Here is a 23,594-nt window from a genome sequence, read left to right on the forward strand (position 1 = left end):
AAAGGAAGGAGCCATTGTAATGACGAATCGTCGTGTTGTTGTAACAGGGATTGGAGCTATTTCTCCAGTTGGAAATGATGCAGAAACTGGATGGAAGAATATAATTGAGGGGAAATCAGGGATTGGGCCATTAACTCGTCTTAATGCTGATGATTTTCCTGCTAAAGTGGCTGCAGAAATAAAGGACTTTGATATCGAAACATATATTAATCGTAAAGAAGCACGCAAAATGGATCGTTTTACGCATTATGCGATTGCCGCTTCAGTCATGGCTTTAAATGACAGTAAATTAGAAATAACGGATGAAAATGCAACGCGGGTAGGAGTCTGGATCGGTTCTGGAATCGGTGGGCTTGAGACACTTGAAACCCAGCACGAAAATTTCTTGAACAGGGGCTATAAGCGGGTTAGTCCATTTTTCGTACCCATGATGATACCAGATATGGCAGCGGGCCAGGTATCCATTTTACTGGGCGCTAAAGGGATCAACTCTTGCACCGTGACGGCTTGTGCAACGGGAACGAATTCCATCGGTGATGCATTTAAGGCCATTCAGCGTGGAGATGCCGATGCCATGATTACTGGTGGTGCAGAAGCGCCGATTACAAAAATGGCAGTTGCAGGATTCTGTGCGAACACAGCTCTATCCACCAATCCAGATCCTAATACGGCGAGCCGCCCATTTGATGCTAACCGTGATGGATTTGTCATCGGGGAAGGAGCAGGTGTGATCATTCTTGAGGAGTTAGAACATGCGTTAAACCGCGGAGCGTATATTTATGCTGAAATAGCTGGATACGGAACGACCGGAGATGCTTTTCATATTACGGCTCCAGCGCCTGGTGGAGAAGGTGGGGCAAGGGCAATGAAAATTGCGATTGAAGATGCAGGGTTAACACCGGAAGACATCCAATATGTTAATGCCCATGGTACAAGCACACCTTACAATGATAAATATGAAACGATGGCGGTCAAAGAAGTATTTGGGGAGCATGCTTCTAAACTAGCATTAAGCTCTACCAAATCAATGACAGGCCATATGCTGGGTGCAGCAGGTGGTATAGAGGCCATCTTTACGATTCAAGCAATCAGGGATAGCATCTTGCCCCCTACCATCAATATAGAAACACCGGATCCTGAGTGTGACTTGGACTATGTGCCAAATCAAGCAAGGGAATGTGAAATTAAGGCAGCTATCAGTAATTCATTAGGATTTGGCGGTCATAACGCCACTATCCTATTCAAGAAATATCAATAATCAAGAGTAATGAAGAGGAAGAGCAAATCTTGGGATTTGCTCTTTTTATGTTGGGAATAAGTAATGGGAATGATGTATCACTAAGCATTTTTGGAACATACAATAAAAGAGGATGAAGTAGTGGGGGCGAAACGGATGGGAGTTATTTCAACTAATGAGTGGATGGAAAAGGATTTTGACCATCCGGTTAAGATGATGGAGAAGTTGAAAGGGGAATTCTATGAACAGGTTAAAGAAGACATGATCTACCGCCATTTACAAAACCATGGAATGTACCTGCCCAATCCAAAAACGAAAAAAACCTTCGATGAACTGAAACAAAAAAATGTATGGCTCAAAACACAAAGTTTATTTACAACTTATAAGAAATTATGGGGGGGACCCGATATCCCCATTTATATCTTTCCTCTCGTAGCCTCTGGAAGGAAGCAACCGAATGAGAGTAAATCAGGATTGGCCTTTAAAGATAAATTATTTCTTTTTTACGATATCGATATAACCGAAAAAGAGATGGAAGCAGTGCTGATTCACGAATACCATCACGTCTGCCGTTTGCACCATTTAAAAAAGGCGGAAGAAAACTATACCCTACTCGATACAATGATCATGGAAGGACTCGCCGAGAGGACAGTCGGTAAGTATTTAGGAACGAAATACCTGGCAAAATGGACACAATTATATTCAGAAGAAAAGCTCCAGCATTTTTGGGACAGCTATCTAGTAGAAAACCTGAACAAGAAACGCACGGATCCGCTACATGATGCCCTTCTTCTGGGAAAAAAAGGGTATCCGGAGATGTTGGGGTATTGCAGTGGTTTTCATTTAGTGAAACAATTCAAAAATTTCTCCGTCAAAAAATCCTTTGCTATCCAATCTGAAGAATTCATAACAGAAAAGAGTTAATTTATACGTGGTTTATTTCAAAATCTGTTTTCTGAAATAGGAATAAATTGTATGGTTCCTGCCTATACTGATTGACAAACAGAAATTTGTTTAAGTGAGGGATGGATAATGTTATATCTTCATGATGTATGGGTTAACTGGTTTGAAGGAGAGGAAAATGGTTATAATATTTGTCATTTTCATGAATGGAGGAAGGATGATGGCATTGAACTGCTAGATCAAGTTCCTCTGATGAAAGTTTCAACAACTTTGTTTCACTACATAGAAAATGACCTATCTGAATTACCGAAGGCATTACTGAACGATGTCTACCAAAAAGCATATGCAAGGAAAAATCATGAACGCATTCAGCTTGACTACTGTTTTGTCGTGACCGATGGACATGGAATACTTGCTGTGGATACAATAGGCTACCATATTCCCATCCGGAAAAGCAGAATTATTCCTCGGCAGGAACAAATTGTTTATGACATGATCGAAAATCACGAAGAAATGGATTATACTTTTACGGAAAATCCTGAAAGCGAGAAAGAATATCATATTCTGTCTCCATCGCCCTTATTTATGAATGGATTGACAAGAAAAGAAAGGCAATTGAAACAGCTCCTTTTCATGGCCATGGATCAGTTATTCACAGCAAAGAATACGGCTGAAATTCGATACTGGTATACTGAATGGGCTCCTGAGAAATATGAGAGCATTCAGGATATGGACTTTCAGATAGCGTGGCTTGAGTTATATGAGGAAATGAAAACAGGTTGGTCTGAAAAACACCTTCAGCTATGTGAAAATTTAGTGAAAGGGCAACCCTTTTTCGAAAAACTTTGGCAAGTAGAAGCCGGCGATAGTCCATCCATATTATAGGTTCACAAAAAAAGACGATCCGTTGCGGATCGTCTTTTTCCATTATCTTTTTCTTCCAAGTCCCATGCCGTTGTACATTTTTCTAATCATCTTATTGGCTTCGATATTTGCCTTCTCTGCCCCACGATCTAAAATTTCATCAAGTTCAGGGGAATCGATCAAGCTATAGTAACGCTCTTGAATGGGTAGAATCTCTCCTAGTACCACTTGAGCTAAATCACCTTTAAAGTCGCCATATCCTTTTCCTGCATACATCTCTTCAATTTCAGCGTAAGTTTTTCCACTGAAGATGGAGTAGATGGACATTAAGTTCGATACGCCCGCTTTATTTTCTTTATCATAACGAACGATGCCTTCAGAATCAGTTACTGCACTCTTAATGTTTTTCTCGATTTGTTTAGGATCGTCAAGTAGAGCAATCGTAGCTTTTTTATTAGGGTCGGATTTACTCATTTTCTTAGTCGGTTCTTGAAGCGACATTATTCGCGCTCCTGCCTTTGGAAGGCTGATTTCTGGTATTTTAAAGATATCGTTGTACCTATTATTGAATCGCTCAGCTAAATCTCGCGTTAATTCCAAGTGTTGTCTTTGATCTTCCCCAACAGGAACAACATCTGTATTGTACAGGAGAATATCTGCAGCCATCAGTGGCGGGTAGGTAAGAAGTGCAGAAGAAACGCCTTCCTTGCCGGCTGATTTATCTTTAAATTGGGTCATTCTCTCAAGTTCGCCAATATAAGCGATGCTTTGCAAAATCCAGCCTGCCTGGGCATGCGCGGGAACCTCTGATTGAATGAAGATCGTATTCTTTTCAGGGTCAATGCCGATTGCCAAATATAAGGCAGCGAGTGTTTTAATGTTTTTTCTTAATTTAAGTCGATCCTGCGGAACTGTAATTGCATGTTGGTCAACGATACAAAAGAAACAGTCATATTCATCCTGTAAGTTAACAAATTGCTTCATTGCTCCGATATAATTTCCTAATGTAACAGAACCAGATGGCTGAATGCCAGAGAAAATCCTTTTCAACTGCTAGTCACTCCTCTAAATACGTTTAATTAACTAATTGGATATTCGCTCTTCATTATTGTAAGGATAAATAGGGAAGTAATCCACTTCCTGTACAGCAAGTGTAAGAGAGCTCATTTATGTCTTGCAAGGCAGTACTCGCCAGGGAATGTCTACCTAGAGATACGAATTTTCCACTATACCTGTATTTTAGCATTTATTCTTAAGAAATGTAATCCAAACAGCATGCCCTTATTACAACTAATATATACGATGGGGTAAAAAAAGAAGGATTCGTAACTTATTGATTTTTAACCATCAATGGGGAATCGATTTTAGGGTAGGATAATGATATAGGAGATTGTTACACACCATTTTTTTTAAAAAAGTTTATTTTATAGGAATAAAGTTTTGCTGTTGTGGTATTAAACAAAAGAGTCTGTTGTAGATTTGAAGGGCGAATGAGGTGAAGATGTGAAATCGTTAAGTAAATGTATAGTGGCAGGAATGTGTTTGTTTTTGGTTCAGCAACCGGTCCATGCTGAGGATTTGGAACAAGCAAGAACTGTGGCGCTTGAGCAGAAAGAACTACCAAAGTTGGCCCCTAGATTCGTATATGATTCTGGATTGAAGTTTGATTATCCTGATGCAGTACGAGGGCTTTATGTTACAGGACATGTAGCTGGTGGAAACAAGTTAAATGAACTCATACAATATGTGGACGAAACCGATTTGAATGCAATGGTCATCGATATTAAGGATGACAGGGGGAATGTTACCTATAAACCGGAAGACAAGGATTCCCCTTATTCGAATATTGGAAAGGATTACATAAGGAAACCGGTGGACATGTTAAAAAAGCTTGAGGATAAGAAGATTTATCCGATTGCCCGTGTCGTCGTTTTCAAGGATACCCTTCTTGCAAAGGAAAAACCACAATGGTCGTTTAAAGATGGCGATAAGGTCTGGAAGAATGGACGTGGTGAATCTTTCGTGAATCCATTCCTGAAAGAGGTATGGGATTATAACGTGGGGATTGCCATAGAAGCTGCGAAGATGGGATTCAAAGAAATTCAATTCGACTATGTCCGTTTTCCTGAAGGGTTCGAGAATAAAGAGGATGACCTAAAATATGATATGGGAGAGTATGAAAAAGGCAATAAGACCCATACTGAAAAACGGGTACAGGCCGTAACCGACTTTGTGGCCTACGCAAAAAAACAATTAGAGCCATATGGTGTGGAAGTATCAGTCGATATTTTTGGCTATGCCGCTACATTACCTGAAGCTCCTGGTATTGGGCAAAATTTCTCCAAGATTTCTGAAAATGTAGATGTCATCTCTTCGATGATTTATCCAAGTCACTGGACGTCCTATTTCGGAATCGAAAAGCCGGATTTAAAACCGTATGAACTTGTTCGGGAATATGCAAAATTGGAGAACAAGAAATTGAAGGAACTAGAAACGCCGCCTACCTCTAGACCGTGGATTCAGGACTTCACTGCTTCATACTTGGGTGAGGGGAATTATCAAAAGTATGGTAAGGAACAAGTGGAAGCCCAAATTAAAGCGTTAAATGATAACGGAATTGATGAATATCTATTATGGAATGCTGCAAACCGCTATACAAAAGGGGTAGACTACACCCCATAAACCATCAGATGACCGATATGTACACAAGCGGTCATCTGGACTCCCGAAGAATCATCGCTTATGTTTCTTCCCGCCGACTTGATTCCATCCCGACTGAATTCGTTTCGATTGATTGAAAATGTGGGAATGAGTTTTACCACCAAACCACTTTTCCCCAATGGCATTCGTCAGGACACCATTTATGGCTGTGATCCCAATTACGCAGACAGCAACTAAAATTAAATCTATAAGGTAAGTAAGCATGGATACCCCCCTCAATAATTTCAATTTATTTACAGTCTATTGTAAACGATAAGCAAAAGCGTGGAAAGATAAAATTTGAAGAGGAGATGAAATCGTGAATTGGTATGATAAACTAAATCAATATTTTCCAATTGAAGAAATGAAGTCAAAAGAACATATAGAAATTTTATTGAAGGATAAACAAGACATCTATAAAAAGGATGAAGGGCCTGACCATGTTCTACTATATGTGGAAGGTAAGGAATTTATTTTCGTCGATTATTTATTCGTCGGTAAAAATGCCCGGGGTCAAGGCCTTGGAAAGAAATTGATTCATCAATTGCAAGAAAAACAAAAGACCATTTTCCTTGAAGTCGAGCCAGTGCAGGAAAATGACGTGGACACGTCAAAACGATTAAGATTTTATCAAAGAGAAGGCTTTTTACATGCTTCTTCTATCGCCTATAATAGAAAATCGTTGGCTACTGAAGAAGATACGCCGATGGAAATCCTTTATTGGCCGGCACATGATGCTGTTAAAGAAGAAGATGTATTCAATTATATGAAAAAGATTTACTCTGAAATTCATACGCATAAAGATAAGCATCTATATGGAAAATCGTATCAATCAGTAGACGAAGTATTGAATATAGAAACAGAAGTGGAAAGTGATAGGGTTTAAAAAGATATGAAATGACACAGGAGCCGACTAAATTCGTCGGCTCTTTTATATCGTGGTGCGGAATGCATATTTATTTTCCGTCCCTGTAAATGATGATTTGTATGGAGCATGCATTTAATTTAATTGATTTAAGCAGTCAAAAGGAGGGTTTTTAAGAAGGAAGAAGGAATTAAAGGATACTTAAAGAAATTATAAATGATAATCACTAGTTTATAGCTAAAAAAAGGGGGTAAATAAAAAGTAATGAGCAAATGAAAAAAATAAAGGGAAAATGAGGGGCAATTTGCAACTTAAATGAGAATAATAGGTGCATATTTTCAATTAGAAAATAGCGTTGTAATGTATTACATAAAAAAACGAAGTGCCTATAGTACAGATGAAATAGGAAGTTATAAAGGATAGTTTCAATTTTGAAAAAGGGTATTCATTTTAAATGAATTAGTGTATAATTAATTAAAAGAAATGCTTATTTAAAATTATTTCAAATTAGAATCGTAGTTGTGAATGATAATAGATTTCCCCTCATAGATCACCGATTCTATATTTAGGGAGTGTGGGTAAACATGGTAACATTATATACATCCCCAAGTTGTACGTCATGCAGAAAAGCAAAAGCATGGTTAGAGGAACATGAGATTGGTTATACAGAAAGAAATATTTTCTCGGAACCTCTTTCAATAGAGGAAATCAAAGAAATTCTACGTATGACGGAAGATGGTACGGATGAAATCATCTCAACCAGATCAAAAACGTTTCAAAAGTTAAATGTTAACTTAGAGAGCTTGCCTCTACAAGAGTTATATAAATTGATTAAAGAAAACCCTGGTTTGCTAAGACGCCCGATTATCCTTGATGAGAAGCGTCTTCAAGTTGGGTATAACGAAGATGAGATTCGTCGTTTCTTACCACGGAAAGTACGTACGTTCCAATTGCTAGAAGCACAACGTATGGTAAATTAATGAATAAGTGTTTTCCAAGCTCTGCTGAGAATAGTGCAGAGCTTTTTGTTTATACATATATCTTTTTCTTGGGGCGACAAGGCTCTTGTGACAATGGTCAGGGCGGGATTGGATAAATAAAGCATGTAAATAACCATTAACTGTATACAATATAGAATATGAATGAAATACGGCACCGTCTTCGTGAAAGTTGCATATGAACGATTTTTTTTATAAAATGAATGGAATATTAGGCAAACAATTGTTTTTATGATATTGATGTTTTTTATTTCCCTTCTTCAAGGTTTTGTCATAAAATGAGGTAAAATAGTCTGTTTTAATGTAGCATGATTTACAGTATGAACTTTTGGGTAAAGAGCTTTTAAGAGCAATTTTCGCTTGGGGGTTATTATCCCTTCAAAATGAGAAAGGAAGGGAGAGGGGAATCATGGAAATCGAACGTATTAATGATGATACAGTAAAATTTTATATATCCTATATAGATATCGAGGAAAGAGGCTTCGACCGGGAAGAAATTTGGTATAGCCGTGAGAGAAGTGAAGAACTTTTTTGGGAAATGATGGATGAAGTGCATCAGGAAGAGGAATTCATGATTGAAGGTCCGTTATGGATTCAAGTTCAAGCATTGGAAAAAGGCTTGGAAGTCTTGGTCACAAAAGCCCAACTTGCCAAAGATGGTCAGAAACTTGAGTTGCCTCTATCGGATGATAAGTTAAAAGAGTTAAGTGTAACAGACAAAGTAGATACGCTTCTTGATCAACACTTTGAAGGTAAAGATGAAGAGAGCACCATGACATTTGAAGATGGGATGATTGAATTCATCACAATATTCGAGGATTTTGAAGATGTCATTTCTTTAAGCAAGCGTTCTGGTTTGGATACCTGGACAACGAAGCTTTATGCTTATCAAAATAAATATTATCTATATATTGAATTTTCCGAAGCTGAAATTGACGAGGAAGAAATTGATAATGTCTTAAGTCTATTGTTGGAATACAGCGAGGAATCCCCAATAACGGTACACATGCTTGAAGAATACGGAAAAGTAGTCATAGAAAATGATGTACTCTCCACAGTAGATAAATATTTCGCATAATATTTTTTAGGCCGATTTCTTAGAAATCGGTTTTTTTTACCCTTGATAAGTCATGCACCTCAACAGAAGCTTTTACGTGCACCTGCGTTTTGTAATTGGAGGTAGTCATAAATGAACGGGAAGGTTGGTTTAAGTTTTCTAGTACTTGTACTCATGTTAGGTAGCCCATGGTATCTCCTACTGGAAGAAGTGGGGGTTAGGGGGTATCTAAGTCTGTTGTTGGCCCTTTCGTTGGTGATCATTGGATTTAATATTTTCATCGAAAATCGTCATCCCATTCAAACGATCACATGGATCATTGCATTTGGGGCTTTTCCTGTTATCGGGTTCATCTTTTATTTGTTGTTTGGCGGGAATTTTCGAAAAGAGAGAAAGTTTCGTAGGAAGTATTTTTTGGATAAGCATGAGTTCCTTAAACGCGGCACGGAAGTAGATACCTGGGAAAAACGGGGAGTGAAGTTGCGTCATCGAAGGTTATTTTCCCTCGCTGAAAAGCTTGGAAACAGTTCCATTTCGTTTGCATCGAAAACCCGAATACTAACAAATGGAAAAGAGACGTATGCTAGTATCCTGAAGCAACTGAGGAAAGCTAAACACCATATTCATTTGGAATATTATATTGTACGGGATGATGACAGTGGTTGCACTTTGAAGGATATCTTGATCCAAAAGGCAAAAGAAGGGGTGCGGGTACGCTTTTTATATGATGCGGTGGGATGTTGGTCCCTGGCCCGCCCTTATATTGATGAAATGAGGGATTCAGGCGTAGAGATTGTTCCCTTTGGACCCATCCATCTTCCTTTCATAAATAGTACGTTCAATTTTCGGAATCATCGAAAAATGATCATTGTCGATGGGACCATTGGTTTTATCGGTGGCCTTAATATTGGCGATGAATATTTGGGGCTTAATGCGAATTACGGGTCTTGGCGTGATACTCACCTTTTGGTAGAAGGTGAAGCGGTCCGAACGCTACAGCTCATCTTTTCACAGGATTGGTACTATAGTACAAACCAAAGCTATTTGTCGGATGCCTATATTGGTACAAGTCAGCCAGTTTTGCAGGACCTTGGTGGCGTACAAATGATAGCCGGTGGTCCTGATTGTGAATGGACGGTTATTAAGAACCTTTTTTTCAGCATGATAAATTCGGCGGAAAAGTCCATCTGGATTGCATCTCCCTATTTCGTCCCTGATGAGGATATTTTTCAGGCATTGAAGGTGGCGGGCCTGAGTGGATTGGATGTGCGAATACTGGTCCCGAGGAACCCAGATAAGTGGATTGTATTCCATGCTTCAAGAACGTACTTTTCTGAGCTCTTGGAAGCAGGGGTCAGGATATTTCAATATAATGAGGGCTTCATGCATAGCAAGATTGTCATAGTGGATAACGAATTGGCTTCAATTGGCAGCGCTAATATCGATATGAGGAGCTTTCATTTGAATTTCGAAGTCAATGCCTTCCTTTACCGTACAGAGAGTACACAGACGCTAGTAGATGATTATTTGAAGGATCTAAAGGTATCACAGGAAATACAGTTGAAAGTATTTTCCAATCGCAACTTTGGTCTGAAAGTTTTGGAATCCACTTGCAGACTATTGTCACCGCTCCTATGATGATCCATTTATGCCATCACGGCATTTTTTTTATTTTAAAGGAATTTTCCAGGCCAAGGGAGAATGGATATAGTAGGAGGGGAGGAGAAATATGCTTAGTGCAATGAAAGAGGATGGGACATGGATCACCCTTCCTGAAAAACTGACGGGAAACCAGCTCCTGGCAATGAAGGCATCAACAGGATATTTCTGTCCCTGCTGTAAAACAGAAGTGATGATCAAAGCCGGAATGATAAAAATCCCTCATTTTGCCCACAAGAATAATACTTCGTGTCATGCTTCATCGGAACCTGAATCCACTTATCATTTAATGGGAAAAAGAAACCTGTATCAATGGTTGGTATCACATAAGTTTCATGCGAAGTTAGAAGCCTATATTCCCGCAATCAAGAGAAGGACGGATATATTGCTGACAATCGATGATCAGCGCTACGCGATAGAATTCCAGTGCTCCATCATTTCCGAGGCTGACTTCCATGAACGGACAAGAGCCTATCAAAGTGTGAAAATCAAACCCATTTGGATCATGGGCGCCAAGCAATTGAAACGAAAGAGTAAATATGAATTCAGCCTATCTGCCTTTCAGTGGCTATTTGTCAGTGGTACCTATCAGCATCCATTTCTGTGGATGTATTGTCCTGAATCTCATCAACTATCCGCATTGAAAAACATGACCCCTTTCTCAAAAAGAAGCGTTTTGGCAGAACTGACCACCGCCCCTTTAAATCTTCTATCCCCCAATCAAATGACACCTCGATATTGTAATGCCTTTCCTTTTTTGATGGCTTGGAGAAAGAAACGGAAAAGCTGGTGCCTCCACCGGGTAAGAACAGCAAAAAGGAGTGATCCTTTCTTTTATGGCCTCTATACCCATCACCTTTCTCCTGCAACGATTCCCATAGAAATCGGTGTTCCAATTCAAGGCATGCACCTAATCGAGACACCGGCAATCGAATGGCAAGCTTGGCTATACATGGATGTGTTTCAAAAGAAAAAAATCGGGGAAAAAATTGAAATGAATGAAGTGCTCGGTCATTTCAATAGACGAATCAAGCTGGGGAATATCAGGCAGCGCCCTTTACCACTTATCAAGGAGAAAGATGTGGGAAACCCTGTAAGAAAGTATATTCAGTTATTAGAAAAGCTGGGATATTTAAAAGAGTGGAAAGAAGGAATCTTTACGGTTACCACTCCGTTTACTGTGCCGATTACAAGTGATCAAAGTGAGGCTTTAGAAAGAATTTTCTATCAACAGAGCAAGATTATGATAGAAAAGGCATATATCCATTATAATGAGTTATAACCACTCTATTCCTTTTGACTGGGTTGTAGCAGGATTATGATGGTGAACGCAGAATAGTATGGAGTAAGAGAAGTATCGTTTTGCATGGGAAATGCAAATGGCTCAGGAAGTAAATAAGTCGTACATGCCCTGGTAAAGATAAGGGTAATAAGGGTAAGTTTTATTAGAATGGAGAGGAATTTATTATGACACAGGAAACTAAAGTGAACACATTACCTTCAAGAAGTGAGATTCCGGCTGAAGATACATGGAGACTTGAGGATATATATGCGACGGAGGAAGATTGGGAAGCAGCCTTCAAAGATGTAAAAGAACAGCTGTTGAAAGCGGAAGCATATAAAGGAACATTGGGTGAAAGCGCTGAAAAGCTATTTGCGGCACTTCAATTCCAAGATGAAGTATTTGAAAAGATGGGTAAAGTGTATGCGTATTCACATATGCGTAACGACCAGGATACAACGAATCCCTTTTATCAAGGAATGGAAGACAGGGCGAAGGCACTGTATGCTCAGGCTGCCGCAGCCTTCTCATATATCGTTCCAGAACTGTTAAGCATTGATGAAAACAAAGTCCAGGAATTTTTGGAGGAAAAAGAAGAACTAAAGTTATATAAACATTCTTTGGAGGAAATCAACCTACAGAGACCGCATATTTTAAATGCAGAACAGGAGTCATTACTGGCTCAGGCCTCCGAAGTACTCGATAATTCCGGCAATATCTTCAGCATGTTGAATAATGCGGATTTGAAGTTCCCCGTTATTAAAGATGAAGAGGGCAATGAAGTGGAAATCACTCATGGAAGGTATATTCGTTTCCTTGAGAGCGAAGACCGCCGTGTCCGTCAAGACGCATTTAAAGGCATATACAGCAAGTATGGAGAGTTCCGTAATACATTTGCTTCTACCTTATCAGGTGAAGTGAAGAATCATAACTTCAACGCAACAGTACGTAAATATGAATCCGCGCGCCAGGCGGCATTAAGTAATAATAATATTCCAGAAAGTGTATACGATAACCTCGTTCAAACGGTCAATGACAATTTGCCATTGTTACATCGTTATCTCGACTTACGCAAAAAGGTTCTCGAGTTAGACGAGCTTCATATGTATGATTTATTCGCTCCGCTCGTAAAAGAAGTGAAGATGGAAGTGACGTATGATGAGGCGAAGGAATATGTACTTAAAGGACTTGCCCCACTTGGAGAAGACTATATAAATGTCTTAAAGGAAGGGTTTGAGAATCGCTGGGTGGATGTACAAGAGAATGTAGGGAAAAGAAGCGGGGCCTATTCCTCTGGAACATATGGAACCAATCCGTATATTTTAATGAATTGGCAGAATAACGTGAATAACCTATTCACCCTTGTTCATGAATTTGGTCATTCGGTTCATAGCTACTATACCCGTAAACACCAACCGTATCCTTATGGGAATTATTCGATTTTTGTAGCGGAGGTTGCTTCTACTTGTAACGAAAACCTGTTGAACGATTACTTGCTGAATACGATAGATGATGAAAAGAAACGTATCTATTTATTAAATCATTACTTAGAAGGCTTCCGTGGTACACTGTTCCGTCAAACGATGTTTGCCGAGTTCGAACATACCATCCATAAAAAGGCACAGAATGGGGAAGCGTTAACCGCTGATATGTTGACAAAGGAATATTATGAACTTAACAAGAAATATTTTGGAGAGAATGTAGTGATTGATGAGGAAATCGGTCTTGAATGGGCACGTATTCCACACTTCTACTATAATTACTATGTTTATCAATATGCGACAGGAATTAGTGCAGCTACTGCTCTAAGTAAACAGATTCTCACAGAAGGAGAACCAGCTGTCAAACGATATTTGGAATTCTTGAAATCAGGAAGTTCAGATTATCCGATTGAGGTATTAAAAAAGGCGGGCGTCGACATGACGAAGGCTGAGCCTGTACAAGAAGCGTTGAACGTATTCGAAGAAAAGTTAAATGAATTGGAACAGCTTTTAACAAAATAAATGGCAAAAGAGCCAACCGCCTAAAGAAAAGTCGGTTGGCTCTTTTATGTATGTTGCTATAGACCTTTAAATCGATTTCTCTGATTGAAGCTATGAAGAATAATGAAAAAAACAAAAAACAAGATGGGGGAAGTGACATACAAAGGAATGAGCTGCATGATTCCAAGTAGTTGGATGAATAAGGAGCTGATCAGGAGGATAAGTAAAATCGTACTTCTCAAAACTAGCACCTCCGCTAAATGGAATGGAAAGATGTCGGTACACTTTCTTTAAATAATATGTTTTGAAGAAAGAGGTTATTCGGAGAATATGACAATAATGTGAAATGAAGCACAATCTACTTGCACTGTTTAGATGAAATCTGATATAGTACAGATATAGAAGTTATCACATCCAACTTATACCCCTTTGTTGATTCGTGAAATTTCTCCCATCCCCTTATTCGTATAAATAGATAAAAGCCCGGCAAATTTCGCGATTTGCCGGGCTTTTATCTATTTATCAAACTCTAGAAAAGTGAGTAAGGAAAAATAAAAGAAAATGAACTTGGCTATAGAATGAAACGAGATTCATTCTCGAAAAATTTGAATTATTCACTTGTGAACAATTTGTGAAATAAGACACAAAGTAGTTGAAAGTGGGTCGCTCACCTGGTATATTACTGACATGAAGTAATTCACATCTAAACTTATACCCCTTTGTTTGATCGTGAAGATTTCTCCCATCCCCTATTGTTCGTATTAATAGATAAGAAAACCCGGTAAATTCCCCAATTTACCGGGTTTTCTTGTTGTTGGATAACTTCATTCGGTAATTTGGAAAATGGTGGATGAAAGACCGACGGAAAAAAAGTGAACAAAATGTGAAATTATGCACAAAGTGATTGAAATATGGTCTAGCTATCTGCTATATTACTAACATGAAGTAATCACACCAAACTTATACCCCTTTGTTTGATCGTGAAATTTCTCCATCCCCTTTGTTCGTATAAATATACAGAAAACCGGTGAATTCCCCAATTCACCGGTTTTCTTGTATTTAAATGGAGGAAGAAGCTATTTCTTCCGAATTCATAAAAGAAAAAGTGAACATATTGTGAACTTATGCACAAATCAGTTGATGAAATGATGGGAAATCTGTTATAGTACTAAATGAAGTGAATCACATCTAAACTTATACCCCTTTGTTTGATCGTGTAAATTTCCCATCCCCTTTTGTTCAAATATATGAATAAAAAGACAAAGCCCGGCAAATTCCCCAATTTGCCGGGCTTTTTGTGTAGATGAGAGGGGGCGTTCGATAAGACCGTCATTTCGTCGGCTTTTCGGTGTACCTCCAAAATGTTCCGTACTTAGCAGGTATTTTTTCTGCCACTTGTTTTAAAACGAGCTTTTTCATTTCCAGCTCCACGGTACTTTTACTCATATTATAGACCGTTTCAATTTCTTTGGTGGCAACTAGTTTAAAACAACGTATAAACTCCTCGAGAGAAGGTGGCTCAGCTGGGTCTGGGAGACCATTTAAGATGTCCCTCAATATCTGAACGTATACCTCATAGGAATATACCCCAGAAACCTTAATTCCTTCTTCCTCAATATTTTGATTGAAGAATACGAGTGAAGGAATTTCAGTGACCTCCATTTCACTTGTGATTTTCAAGTCACATTGAAAGCCTTTGGATGCACTGGAGGAGTTCATGTCATGAAGAAATTCTTCTACATCCAACCCTACGCTTTGAGCACATTCGGTCAGTACCTTGATATTGGAAATATCCTTTTTTCCAATGAAAACGTATTCTTGAAGCTGCCTTAAGAAACGAATGGCTAGTTTTCTACCCTGTAATTCGGCCGCTTTAATGGCTATGGATGCAGCGTAGGGAGAGGAAATGGGATTTTCGGTCCATAAGCTTCCATCACAAGACATTCCAGAACGGCTGGCTGTCTTTTCCCAAACTTGGGCGATGTTTTCGAAGTTTTTATGATTGCCGATATTTAGTGAATTAATCTTTCCACTTAAAACATGACGTAGGCTGAATAACTGGCCATATTCCACCTGCAATTTTCTTATGATTGGTTCAAGGCCCCAGCATTCAGGGCAAAGTGGATCAACAAAAACATAGATTTCTAATGGTTTCTTTCCTACATCATAACAATGTTGTGTTTTTATCCAATCGGAAATATTGAAAACTGGTTTTTGTGTGCTCAACTGTCTTCTCCTTTCCCGTCTATACCGGATGTATTGATCATATGCTGTGCTGTCAAATAGAGGCGATGGTAGAAAAATTCGCGAATTTCACCTTCAAGACCAATTTCGTCCATAGCGTGATACATGCAGGAAAGCCATGCTTTTGCACGATCTGGTGTAATTTCAAAAGGTATATGTCGAGCCCGCAACATAGGGTGACCGTGTTCCGAGGTGTATAAGGAAGGCCCCCCTAAATATTGCGTCATGAATTGTTTTTGTTTACGGACTGTCTCTGATAAATCGTCAGGAAAAATCGGTTTCAGTTCCGGATGTTGACTAACGTTGGAGTAAAATGCATCAATTAACTTGTGTAATTGTCCCTCTCCAATTAATTCATATGGTGTAGGGTTCTCTTTCGTCATGTTGATTACTCCTTTAAAAGAAAGATGTTTGATATTTAATCATATTTTAACAATCGCTTACTCATATAACAAATATCTAGCTTCAATAATACTTCCCCATAATGTTTTTTCACAAATGGAGGAGGGGAATTTTGCAGTTGTTCAAGCTGTTTTCGAAAAGATATCAACGATAAAAATAGCCGACCCAGAAGAAGGGTCGGCTAATGATTTCAGCTCATAAAGTTATTGAACACTTTCTGAACATAATTTTGAGTTTCGGAAAAAGGCGGTATGCCGTTGTATTTATCGACGTTACCCGGTCCGGCATTATAGGCTGCAAGGGCCATTTGGACATCCCCGTTATAACGGGAGAGCATCTGGCTTAAGTATTTACTCCCACCCATGATATTTTGCCTGGGATCGGTTATGTCTTCTACTCCCAGACTTCTTGCGGTCGCAGGCATCAACTGCATGAGCCCTGCTGCCCCAGCGTAGCTTGTCGCTGATGGGTTAAAATTGGATTCCTGTTTAATCACTGACTTAATCAATTTTTCCGGAAGGTTATATAGAGTCGCGGCCTCGCTGATCATATCATCAAAGTTCGTGACCGTCTCGCTTGTCTTTTTTTCTGGGAGAGCGGTTGTCAACGGGTTGTTGAGTGAATGTATCGTGTTGGATTGAAGGATGGACTTTGCCTCAGTTTCTACGTTAGACAGAAGGGACCCCAATGATTGCGATGTGTTTTCCAAAGTATCGCTTGACATGAGTCCCGTCAGCATTTCCTGAAACATTGATCGCGACGAGGATGTATTCGTGATAGTGCCTGTCGAGAATTGTTGTATGGCTTGCAAATCCATCAATGTCCTAAAGTCCTGAACTTTCAAATGTACCACCTCCATATCTATTTTTGGTCGGATTTAATCACTGAATTTCGCCCGATAGAATCTCTTTACTTTATTTTCGGTTTTCCGTACCGGAATTTGAAGTGATTCTAGAAGTTTAAAAAACTTTTTTTGCCCATCGGCCCGATCCGTCACTTCATATTCGAGCTCATAATCCTCATGTCCCAAATATGAGCTATGATCTAAAACAAGCAAACCTCCCTGGAATGGGAATTCTGAACGGTCCGTTTGTAAAGTGCCAAAACATGTGAAATCCTCTGGAATTAGATTGTTTTCTATAATCAGGTCATGGACAGGGCCTTCAGGGAAAATTCCTTCTTTTAAGAAGGAATTTGCGATATCCTTCGTGATCGCTTGATTGGTTTCCAATAGACCCTCGCTTGCGGGTTGCTTCAAGGTTAACTCATACTGGCCATTTTTCTCCCGTATACGGAGGGCTGAGTTCTGACCTTTCAATTGAAATTTTGCTGTATCAAAATAGTGATTTTGCTGAGTTTTGAAGGTTGATGAATGTACTTGAAAATGGTCCAAAAGCTGTTTGAATTCTTTTTCATTCAAAAGGTTCTTAAATTCAATTTCGATATGTTGATCCATGGTTTATCCCTCTCCAAGCTGTTATTTTAGTTTAATCATATAAGAACCATTCGAGCTGTCAAATCGAATGAATATTTTTTCATTATCATACTTGAATATTTAGGAATCAATTGCCGAATATGATAAAATATAAACATTGAGCATATAAATTAGTTCAGTATACAGCAACATCAAAATTATACATATTTTTCACTATACATATCCTTGGGGAGAAGCAGTGGTAAGAACTGCTGGAGGAACTCATACAGATGATTCGAATCGTTCTGCCCATACCAGATTTGAACAGGCGTTTCGAAAGAAGTGGGTGGTGTGGCAATGGAAAGTTGGGACGATTTCTTAGCGCCTTATATACAGGCCGTTGAGGAATTAAAAGTTAAATTAAAAGGCTTAAGAAAACAATTTGAGAGAGAGAATATTCATTCTCCCATAGAGTTCGTAACGGGTAGGGTGAAGCCGATTGACAGCATCTTGAACAAGGCTAGTCAGAAGGGTATTCCCATCGATAAGTTTGGGGCTGAGATACAAGATATCGCCGGACTTAGGATGATGTGTCAGTTCGTCGATGATATTGAACAGGTCGTAGGACTCCTGAGGAGCCGGAATGATTTTGAGATTGTAGAGGAAAGAAATTATATTTCCCATAAAAAAGCAAGTGGCTACCGTTCCTATCATGTTGTCATTCGCTATCCTGTCCAGACCATTCATGGTGAGAAAAACATATTGGCCGAGATTCAAATCAGAACCTTGGCTATGAACTTTTGGGCAACCATTGAACACTCTTTAAATTATAAATATCAAGGGGCTTTCCCCGAAGATATCCAATTACGATTGAAACGTGCTGCAGAGGCTGCGTTCCTGCTTGATGCGGAAATGTCACAAATCCGTACTGAAATACAGGAGGCACAGCGTCTTTTTTCAAGGAAAAAGGATTCCTGAAAGTGGTAAAGATAAAGACGGAAGAATTCAAACAGAGTTAGGTGGTATTGTATGAAATTTGCGATTACTTCAAAGGGAGATGCAAAATCTAATACGTTAATGCAAAGGATGAGGACGTATCTCCAAGACTTTCAATTGGAATATGATGAAGATCAGCCGGATATCGTCATTTCGGTCGGCGGTGATGGTACGCTGTTATATGCTTTTCATCGATATAAGAATCGGCTCGATAAGACGGCCTTTGTCGGTGTGCATACGGGGCACCTCGGATTTTATGCGGATTGGACTCCCGATGAAATAGAGAAACTAGTGATTGCTTTAGCAAAGACTCCTTTTCAAGTCGTCGAATATCCTCTGTTGGAAACGATTGTGCGCTATCAGCATGGTGGACGGGAAGCAAGATTCTTATCATTAAATGAATCAACGGTCAAAAGCGTCGAAGGGACATTGGTCATGGATGTAGAGATACGTGGTCAGCACTTCGAAACATTCCGTGGGGATGGACTATGCATTGCCACTCCTTCTGGAAGCACCGCTTATAATAAAGCGCTGGGAGGGGCCATCGTCCACCCTTCGATAGATGCAATTCAAATAACGGAATTGGCGTCGATTAATAACCGGGTGTTCAGGACGGTTGGATCTCCACTTTTACTGCCTGCGCATCATACGTGCATGTTCAGGCCAGTCAATGCTGTCAATTTTCAAATCACGATTGATCATCTGACTCTACTACAAGAAGATGTGAAATCCATTCAATGTCGGGTGGCGGATGAAAAGATCCGTTTTGCAAGATTCCGGCCGTTTCCTTTCTGGAAAAGGGTCCATGATTCATTCATTGCCAATTAAGGAGATTATATTACCTCATGTCTAATCAAAAATTTTCTTTAAGTTGGGCGGTTTCTGAAGAGGATTCTGGCTCTTTATTGAGAGACTTTCTCGGCAAATGCGATATCTCAAAACGGGCATTAACGGATATTAAATTTAAAGGCGGTTCCATCATGGTCAATGGTCTTGAGGTGACAGTGAGGGAGCGCATAAAAACTGGTGATGGCATCACCGTCATTTTTCCACCGGAAGAGGGAAGCGAGGGGCTATTACCTGAAGATATTCCCCTTCAAATCCGTTATGAAGACGATTATGTATTAGTCGTAGTCAAGCCTCAATCCATGAACACCATCCCTTCCCGTGAACATCCGAATGGGAGCCTTGCAAATGGATTAGCTGGTTACTATAAAAAGAGGGATATACAGGCAACGATCCATATCGTTACTAGACTTGACCGCGATACCTCGGGATTGGTCTTGATTGCGAAGCATAGGCATATCCACCATCTTTTAAGTGAACAGCAAAAGTTGGGGCAAGTTAAACGGCGCTATCAAGCGGTAGCTGAGGGTCAAATCGAGGGCCCCGTTGGAAAAGTAGAGGTACCCATCGGTCGGAAATCGACAAGTATTATTGAACGTGAAGTACGGGAAGACGGCCGTTATGCTTGTACACTCTTTGAAGTACAAGCCCACACAGAAGATCATACGTTCCTTAAGCTGGAACTTCTGACAGGCAGGACACATCAAATAAGGGTGCACATGGCCCATATTGGACACCCGCTTGCAGGCGATGATCTGTATGGCGGCCACAGGGATAGGATTGACCGTCAGGCTCTTCATTGCTATGAATTGAAGTTCCTGCATCCCTTTACAAAAAAGGTATTGAAGTTTCAGGAAAACCTACCCCTGGATATGTTGGTTCTTCTAGAAAAGAATTAGTATGAAAAAACTCAAACCCAAAAAAACTCACCAAAACCGGCGAGTTTTTTTGGTTATTTAGAAGAGGACCTGAATTTATCTGCTACATAGGGTAAAGAAGAGGGAACGCTCTGCAATTCCATTTCCGGGTAGCGAAGGGCAGTGAGCTTCCCACCAAAAACGCACCCGGTATCAATGTTGTAGGTGCGATTGACACAGATGGCTTCAGGAACGGGAGTATGGCCATACACAATCCACGCTTTCCCTTTATAGGATTGGGCCCAGTCCCTTCTGACAGGGGAACCGTCAGGATGCTTGGCCCCATTGATATCGCCATAAAGGACAAAGGTTTTTACCGTGCTGCCATATTGACCGATTAAATCGTGACGGATGCCTGCATGAGCTATAATTAAACGGCCTTCATCGATTAATTGATATAGGGGAGATTGTTCATATAAATCCATGAACTGTTTACGGATTTTCTTCTGTTCACGGTTATTCAACGCCTGGTACTCCGCTACAGTTGTCTCCAGTCCGTGAGATACCTGTACCTTATTTCCTGAAAAATACCGATACAGTTTATTACAGTGATTTCCTGGTGCATAAAGCGCAATTTTTTTGTTGATGACCAATTCGTAAACGACTTCAATAACACGGAGTGATTCAGGACCACGGTCAGTCAAATCACCCACAAATCCTAATATTCTCCCGTGGGGATGGACTGGAATTCCGCTTTCCCAGCCATAGCCCATATTCAACGTCAATTCCTTAAATTCAGTGAAGCAACCGTGTATGTCTCCGATGATATCAATCTTCATACTACACGTCCTTTGTTTGTTTTATTTATATTTATGGTATTAGTATAGTATTATTTCAAAAAATAATATATTAAGTACAAAATAAAAAAATGTTTGGGAGGTGTAACCTTGGAAGAGAAGATGGAAAGAGAAATTAATAAACAGAATAGAGACCTTTTGGTTAACGCACTTAAACATGAAAATCTGGATCAGTTCCGTATAGAGTTCCTTGATATGCATCCTTATGATCAGGCCCAATTTTATACGAGTTTAAAGGAAGAGTACCGGCCAGTATTGTATCGCTACTTATCACCGGAAGAAATGGCGGACCTTTTTGAAAATATAGAAATAGATGAAGAAGAATACGAAAACCTTCTAGCTGAAATGGATCCTTCCTATGCAGCCGATATGCTTTCCCATATGTACGCAGATGATGCGGCCGATGTCCTGAACGAAATCAACGATGAGCAAGCCGTTAGCTATTTGACGATCATGGATGATGAAGCGGCTAGTGAGATTCAAGAACTGCTGCATTATGAAGAGTCGACTGCCGGAAGTATAATGACCACCGAGTTCATTGCAATTGAAGCAAACGAAACGGCGCGTTCGGCCATGCAGATTTTAAAACGGGAAGCCCCGCAAGCAGAGACGATTTATTATGTGTTTGTTACGGACCAAGATAAAAAGTTACTTGGCGTGTTATCACTGCGGACATTAATCATTGCGGATGAAGATGCTTTGATTGGTGATTTGATGGATGAACGGGTCGTTTCCGTCCCTGTCTCAGAGGACCAGGAAGAAGTGGCGCGTAAAATTAGGGATTATAATTTTCTAGCCGTGCCGGTTGTGGATTTTCAGAACCATCTATTAGGGATTATAACCGTCGATGATATCATTGATGTCATGGACGAAGAAGCATCGGATGATTACTCCAAATTAGCAGGTGTATCCGACCTTGACCATGTAGATAAAAGTGCTTTTTCAGCTGCGAAAAAGCGATTGCCGTGGTTGGTCATCCTTTTATTTCTAGGTTTATTGACTGCGAGTCTGATCGGGAGGTTTGAAGAGACGCTTAGCCAAAAAGCCATCCTTGCCGTTTTCATCCCCTTGATTGGCGGGATGGCCGGAAATACGGGGACACAGGCTCTTGCTGTCGCGATTCGAGGAATTGCGACAGGTGATTTGGAAGAGGAAAGTAAATGGAAACTGATCATCCGAGAGGCTGGGACGGGGTTTATTACCGGTTTGACTTGTGGAATCGTTATAACGGGTATTGTCTACTTTTGGAAACACGATTTCATGTTAGGGTTATTGGTCGGCATTTCGATCTTCATTACCTTGATTGTGGCGACGCTAGCCGGATCGTTGGTCCCGTTGCTCATGCATAAAATGAAAATTGACCCTGCCGTTGCATCTGGTCCTTTCATTACAACCATTAATGATATCATCAGTATTCTCATCTATTTCGGATTGGCCACTTTATTGATGGGGTATTTATTGTAAGCGAAGGATTCGACTTTCGCTTACATTTTCAGTAGGTTAGAAAACGGTATTTTTCTTTCTTATTATTTGTTATAATGGAAATTAGTATCAGGTACTAATAACTTGTATTAATTTTAGGAGGATCATATACACATGACTTTTTCATTAGAAGGAAAAACGTTCGTCATCATGGGTGTCGCCAACAAAAGAAGCATCGCTTGGGGAGTGGCCCGTTCCTTACATAAAGCGGGTGCCAAGCTGATTTTTACATATGGGAAAGAACGTACAGAAAAAAGTGTCAAGGAGTTGTCTTCCACTTTGGAGGGCGAACCTTCAATCATCCTGCAATGCGATGTAACAAAGGATGAAGATATCGAGAAGTGCTTTGCTTCCATTAAGGAGAAGGTGGGAGTCATTCATGGTGTCGCTCATTGTGTGGCATTTGCTAATAAAGAAGAGCTAGATGGTGATTTTGTCAATACTAGCCGTGAAGGATTCTTGCTTGCACACAATATTAGTTCCTTCTCGTTAACGGCTGTGGCTAAGGCGGCGAAAGAAATCATGCCAGAAGGTGGAAGCATTGTCACCATGACCTATCTTGGTGGCGAAAGAGTCATGCCGAATTATAATGTGATGGGTGTGGCTAAGGCGTCACTTGAAGCCAACGTACGGTATTTATCAAGTGATCTTGGTAAGGATAATATTCGTGTCAATGCCATATCTGCAGGGCCAATTCGCACCCTTTCCGCCAAAGGCGTTCGTGACTTCAACACCATCTTGAAGAAAATCGAAGAAGAAGCACCGCTCCGTCGTACAACTACTCCGGAGGAAGTCGGGGACACTGCCGTTTTCCTATTCAGTGACATGTCACGCGGAATCACAGGGGAAAATATCCATGTGGATTCAGGTTACCATATTATTGGATGAGGAATAGGGGGCCTCAATAGACAATCTCGTCATTGATGCCCCCATATTGCCAGGATGCTTT

The 23,594-nt window shown here is 40.0% G+C and carries 22 protein-coding genes; 15 read left to right on the forward strand and 7 right to left on the reverse strand.

From position 1 onward, the window contains the following. Positions 1-19 precede the first annotated feature (19 nt). The 3 genes from fabF to ACIQXQ_RS04780 all read left to right on the forward strand — a co-directional run bounded on the left by fabF (position 20) and on the right by ACIQXQ_RS04780 (position 3,025). Complete coding sequence (fabF, locus tag ACIQXQ_RS04770; protein WP_402867786.1) at positions 20-1,258, forward strand: beta-ketoacyl-ACP synthase II; 1,239 nt, start codon at positions 20-22, stop codon at positions 1,256-1,258. A 135-nt stretch (positions 1,259-1,393) separates the two neighbouring features. Then, positions 1,394-2,161 (forward strand): DUF2268 domain-containing putative Zn-dependent protease, encoded by a 768-nt coding sequence (locus tag ACIQXQ_RS04775; protein ID WP_402955867.1) that lies wholly within the window; start codon positions 1,394-1,396, stop codon positions 2,159-2,161. Positions 2,162-2,269: 108 nt separating this feature from the next. Further along, positions 2,270-3,025, forward strand: coding sequence for a YjbA family protein (locus tag ACIQXQ_RS04780; RefSeq protein ID WP_402867788.1), 756 nt, complete (start codon positions 2,270-2,272; stop codon positions 3,023-3,025). A gap of 42 nt (positions 3,026-3,067) precedes the next feature. Here ACIQXQ_RS04780 and trpS read toward each other — a convergent pair whose 3' ends face one another. Further along, the gene (gene trpS, locus ACIQXQ_RS04785) at positions 3,068-4,054 is read right to left on the reverse strand and encodes a tryptophan--tRNA ligase (protein ID WP_402867789.1); all 987 of its coding nucleotides are present in this window, start codon (positions 4,052-4,054) and stop codon (positions 3,068-3,070) included. Between the two features lie 453 nt (positions 4,055-4,507). Between trpS and ACIQXQ_RS04790 the strand changes: the two genes are divergently transcribed. Then, the gene (locus tag ACIQXQ_RS04790; protein ID WP_402867790.1) at positions 4,508-5,686 is read left to right on the forward strand and encodes a putative glycoside hydrolase; all 1,179 of its coding nucleotides are present in this window, start codon (positions 4,508-4,510) and stop codon (positions 5,684-5,686) included. Between the two features lie 51 nt (positions 5,687-5,737). On the opposite strand, the gene ACIQXQ_RS04795 is transcribed toward ACIQXQ_RS04790, so the two are convergent. Continuing rightward, on the reverse strand, positions 5,738-5,929 hold the full coding sequence (locus ACIQXQ_RS04795) for a hypothetical protein (RefSeq protein WP_402955871.1): 192 nt from the start codon (positions 5,927-5,929) through the stop codon (positions 5,738-5,740). Between the two features lie 94 nt (positions 5,930-6,023). On the opposite strand from ACIQXQ_RS04795, the gene ACIQXQ_RS04800 reads away from it, so the two are divergent. From ACIQXQ_RS04800 to pepF, 6 genes are all read left to right on the forward strand, one after another. Beyond that, positions 6,024-6,590: a GNAT family N-acetyltransferase gene (locus ACIQXQ_RS04800; RefSeq protein ID WP_402867792.1), complete on the forward strand. Its 567-nt coding sequence runs from the start codon at positions 6,024-6,026 to the stop codon at positions 6,588-6,590. 563 nt (positions 6,591-7,153) lie between these two features. Further along, positions 7,154-7,549, forward strand: a complete 396-nt coding sequence (gene spxA, locus ACIQXQ_RS04805; protein ID WP_402867793.1) for a transcriptional regulator SpxA — start codon at positions 7,154-7,156, stop codon at positions 7,547-7,549. A 427-nt stretch (positions 7,550-7,976) separates the two neighbouring features. Then, positions 7,977-8,645, forward strand: a complete 669-nt coding sequence (gene mecA / locus ACIQXQ_RS04810; protein ID WP_402955874.1) for an adaptor protein MecA — start codon at positions 7,977-7,979, stop codon at positions 8,643-8,645. Positions 8,646-8,756: 111 nt separating this feature from the next. After that, a complete protein-coding gene (gene cls / locus ACIQXQ_RS04815; RefSeq protein ID WP_402955877.1) occupies positions 8,757-10,262 on the forward strand; it encodes a cardiolipin synthase in 1,506 nt (501 codons plus the stop codon). 91 nt (positions 10,263-10,353) lie between these two features. Further along, positions 10,354-11,565 carry a competence protein CoiA gene (locus ACIQXQ_RS04820; protein ID WP_402955880.1) on the forward strand — a complete coding sequence of 404 codons (1,212 nt, stop codon included), beginning with the start codon at positions 10,354-10,356 and terminating at the stop codon, positions 11,563-11,565. Between the two features lie 185 nt (positions 11,566-11,750). Continuing rightward, entirely contained in the window at positions 11,751-13,568 is a 1,818-nt protein-coding gene (pepF, locus tag ACIQXQ_RS04825; RefSeq protein WP_402955883.1) for an oligoendopeptidase F, read from the forward strand. Positions 13,569-14,876: 1,308 nt separating this feature from the next. On the opposite strand, the gene ACIQXQ_RS04830 is transcribed toward pepF, so the two are convergent. The 4 genes from ACIQXQ_RS04830 to ACIQXQ_RS04845 all read right to left on the reverse strand — a co-directional run bounded on the left by ACIQXQ_RS04830 (position 14,877) and on the right by ACIQXQ_RS04845 (position 17,649). After that, positions 14,877-15,773: a ClpXP adapter SpxH family protein gene (locus tag ACIQXQ_RS04830; RefSeq protein ID WP_402955886.1), complete on the reverse strand. Its 897-nt coding sequence runs from the start codon at positions 15,771-15,773 to the stop codon at positions 14,877-14,879. Further along, positions 15,770-16,174 (reverse strand): globin domain-containing protein, encoded by a 405-nt coding sequence (locus ACIQXQ_RS04835; RefSeq protein WP_402867799.1) that lies wholly within the window; start codon positions 16,172-16,174, stop codon positions 15,770-15,772. Before ACIQXQ_RS04835 ends, ACIQXQ_RS04830 begins: the two co-directional genes overlap by 4 nt. Positions 16,175-16,383: 209 nt before the next feature. Next, a complete protein-coding gene (locus ACIQXQ_RS04840) occupies positions 16,384-17,046 on the reverse strand; it encodes a lytic transglycosylase domain-containing protein (protein WP_402955889.1) in 663 nt (220 codons plus the stop codon). Between the two features lie 24 nt (positions 17,047-17,070). Then, positions 17,071-17,649, reverse strand: a complete 579-nt coding sequence (locus ACIQXQ_RS04845; RefSeq protein WP_402867800.1) for a CYTH domain-containing protein — start codon at positions 17,647-17,649, stop codon at positions 17,071-17,073. Between the two features lie 315 nt (positions 17,650-17,964). On the opposite strand from ACIQXQ_RS04845, the gene yjbM reads away from it, so the two are divergent. The 3 genes from yjbM to ACIQXQ_RS04860 are packed head-to-tail and all read left to right on the forward strand — an operon-like array spanning position 17,965 to position 20,348. Then, on the forward strand, positions 17,965-18,585 hold the full coding sequence (yjbM, locus tag ACIQXQ_RS04850; protein WP_402867801.1) for a GTP diphosphokinase: 621 nt from the start codon (positions 17,965-17,967) through the stop codon (positions 18,583-18,585). Positions 18,586-18,636: 51 nt separating this feature from the next. Beyond that, on the forward strand, positions 18,637-19,431 hold the full coding sequence (locus ACIQXQ_RS04855) for an NAD kinase (RefSeq protein WP_402867802.1): 795 nt from the start codon (positions 18,637-18,639) through the stop codon (positions 19,429-19,431). A 17-nt stretch (positions 19,432-19,448) separates the two neighbouring features. After that, positions 19,449-20,348, forward strand: a complete 900-nt coding sequence (locus tag ACIQXQ_RS04860) for an RluA family pseudouridine synthase (protein ID WP_402955892.1) — start codon at positions 19,449-19,451, stop codon at positions 20,346-20,348. A gap of 53 nt (positions 20,349-20,401) precedes the next feature. Here the strand turns inward: ACIQXQ_RS04860 and prpE are convergent, their stop codons facing one another. Beyond that, positions 20,402-21,145 carry a bis(5'-nucleosyl)-tetraphosphatase PrpE gene (gene prpE / locus ACIQXQ_RS04865; protein WP_402955894.1) on the reverse strand — a complete coding sequence of 248 codons (744 nt, stop codon included), beginning with the start codon at positions 21,143-21,145 and terminating at the stop codon, positions 20,402-20,404. A 120-nt stretch (positions 21,146-21,265) separates the two neighbouring features. On the opposite strand from prpE, the gene mgtE reads away from it, so the two are divergent. Next, positions 21,266-22,627, forward strand: a complete 1,362-nt coding sequence (mgtE, locus tag ACIQXQ_RS04870; protein ID WP_402868540.1) for a magnesium transporter — start codon at positions 21,266-21,268, stop codon at positions 22,625-22,627. Between the two features lie 132 nt (positions 22,628-22,759). Next, a complete protein-coding gene (gene fabI, locus ACIQXQ_RS04875) occupies positions 22,760-23,533 on the forward strand; it encodes an enoyl-ACP reductase FabI (RefSeq protein WP_402867805.1) in 774 nt (257 codons plus the stop codon). The last annotated feature ends 61 nt before the right edge of the window (positions 23,534-23,594 follow it).

Source organism: Peribacillus sp. NPDC097198, assembly GCF_044762055.1.
Taxonomy (GTDB): Bacteria; Bacillota; Bacilli; order Bacillales; family DSM-1321; genus Peribacillus.

What these genes read in the sequence shown, in the direction of transcription:
- ACIQXQ_RS04775 (WP_402955867.1), top strand. Translation starts at nt 1,394, where the DNA reads ATGGGAGTTATTTCAACTAATGAGTGGATGGAAAAGGATTTTGACCAT.
- cls (WP_402955877.1), top strand. Translation starts at nt 8,757, where the DNA reads ATGAACGGGAAGGTTGGTTTAAGTTTTCTAGTACTTGTACTCATGTTA.
- mecA (WP_402955874.1), top strand. Translation starts at nt 7,977, where the DNA reads ATGGAAATCGAACGTATTAATGATGATACAGTAAAATTTTATATATCC.
- yjbM (WP_402867801.1), top strand. Translation starts at nt 17,965, where the DNA reads ATGGAAAGTTGGGACGATTTCTTAGCGCCTTATATACAGGCCGTTGAG.
- ACIQXQ_RS04835 (WP_402867799.1), bottom strand. Translation starts at nt 16,174, where the DNA reads ATGACGAAAGAGAACCCTACACCATATGAATTAATTGGAGAGGGACAA.
- ACIQXQ_RS04820 (WP_402955880.1), top strand. Translation starts at nt 10,354, where the DNA reads ATGCTTAGTGCAATGAAAGAGGATGGGACATGGATCACCCTTCCTGAA.
- ACIQXQ_RS04845 (WP_402867800.1), bottom strand. Translation starts at nt 17,649, where the DNA reads ATGGATCAACATATCGAAATTGAATTTAAGAACCTTTTGAATGAAAAA.
- ACIQXQ_RS04860 (WP_402955892.1), top strand. Translation starts at nt 19,449, where the DNA reads ATGTCTAATCAAAAATTTTCTTTAAGTTGGGCGGTTTCTGAAGAGGAT.
- mgtE (WP_402868540.1), top strand. Translation starts at nt 21,266, where the DNA reads ATGGAAAGAGAAATTAATAAACAGAATAGAGACCTTTTGGTTAACGCA.
- ACIQXQ_RS04855 (WP_402867802.1), top strand. Translation starts at nt 18,637, where the DNA reads ATGAAATTTGCGATTACTTCAAAGGGAGATGCAAAATCTAATACGTTA.
- spxA (WP_402867793.1), top strand. Translation starts at nt 7,154, where the DNA reads ATGGTAACATTATATACATCCCCAAGTTGTACGTCATGCAGAAAAGCA.
- fabF (WP_402867786.1), top strand. Translation starts at nt 20, where the DNA reads ATGACGAATCGTCGTGTTGTTGTAACAGGGATTGGAGCTATTTCTCCA.
- ACIQXQ_RS04795 (WP_402955871.1), bottom strand. Translation starts at nt 5,929, where the DNA reads ATGCTTACTTACCTTATAGATTTAATTTTAGTTGCTGTCTGCGTAATT.
- prpE (WP_402955894.1), bottom strand. Translation starts at nt 21,145, where the DNA reads ATGAAGATTGATATCATCGGAGACATACACGGTTGCTTCACTGAATTT.
- ACIQXQ_RS04780 (WP_402867788.1), top strand. Translation starts at nt 2,270, where the DNA reads ATGTTATATCTTCATGATGTATGGGTTAACTGGTTTGAAGGAGAGGAA.
- fabI (WP_402867805.1), top strand. Translation starts at nt 22,760, where the DNA reads ATGACTTTTTCATTAGAAGGAAAAACGTTCGTCATCATGGGTGTCGCC.
- pepF (WP_402955883.1), top strand. Translation starts at nt 11,751, where the DNA reads ATGACACAGGAAACTAAAGTGAACACATTACCTTCAAGAAGTGAGATT.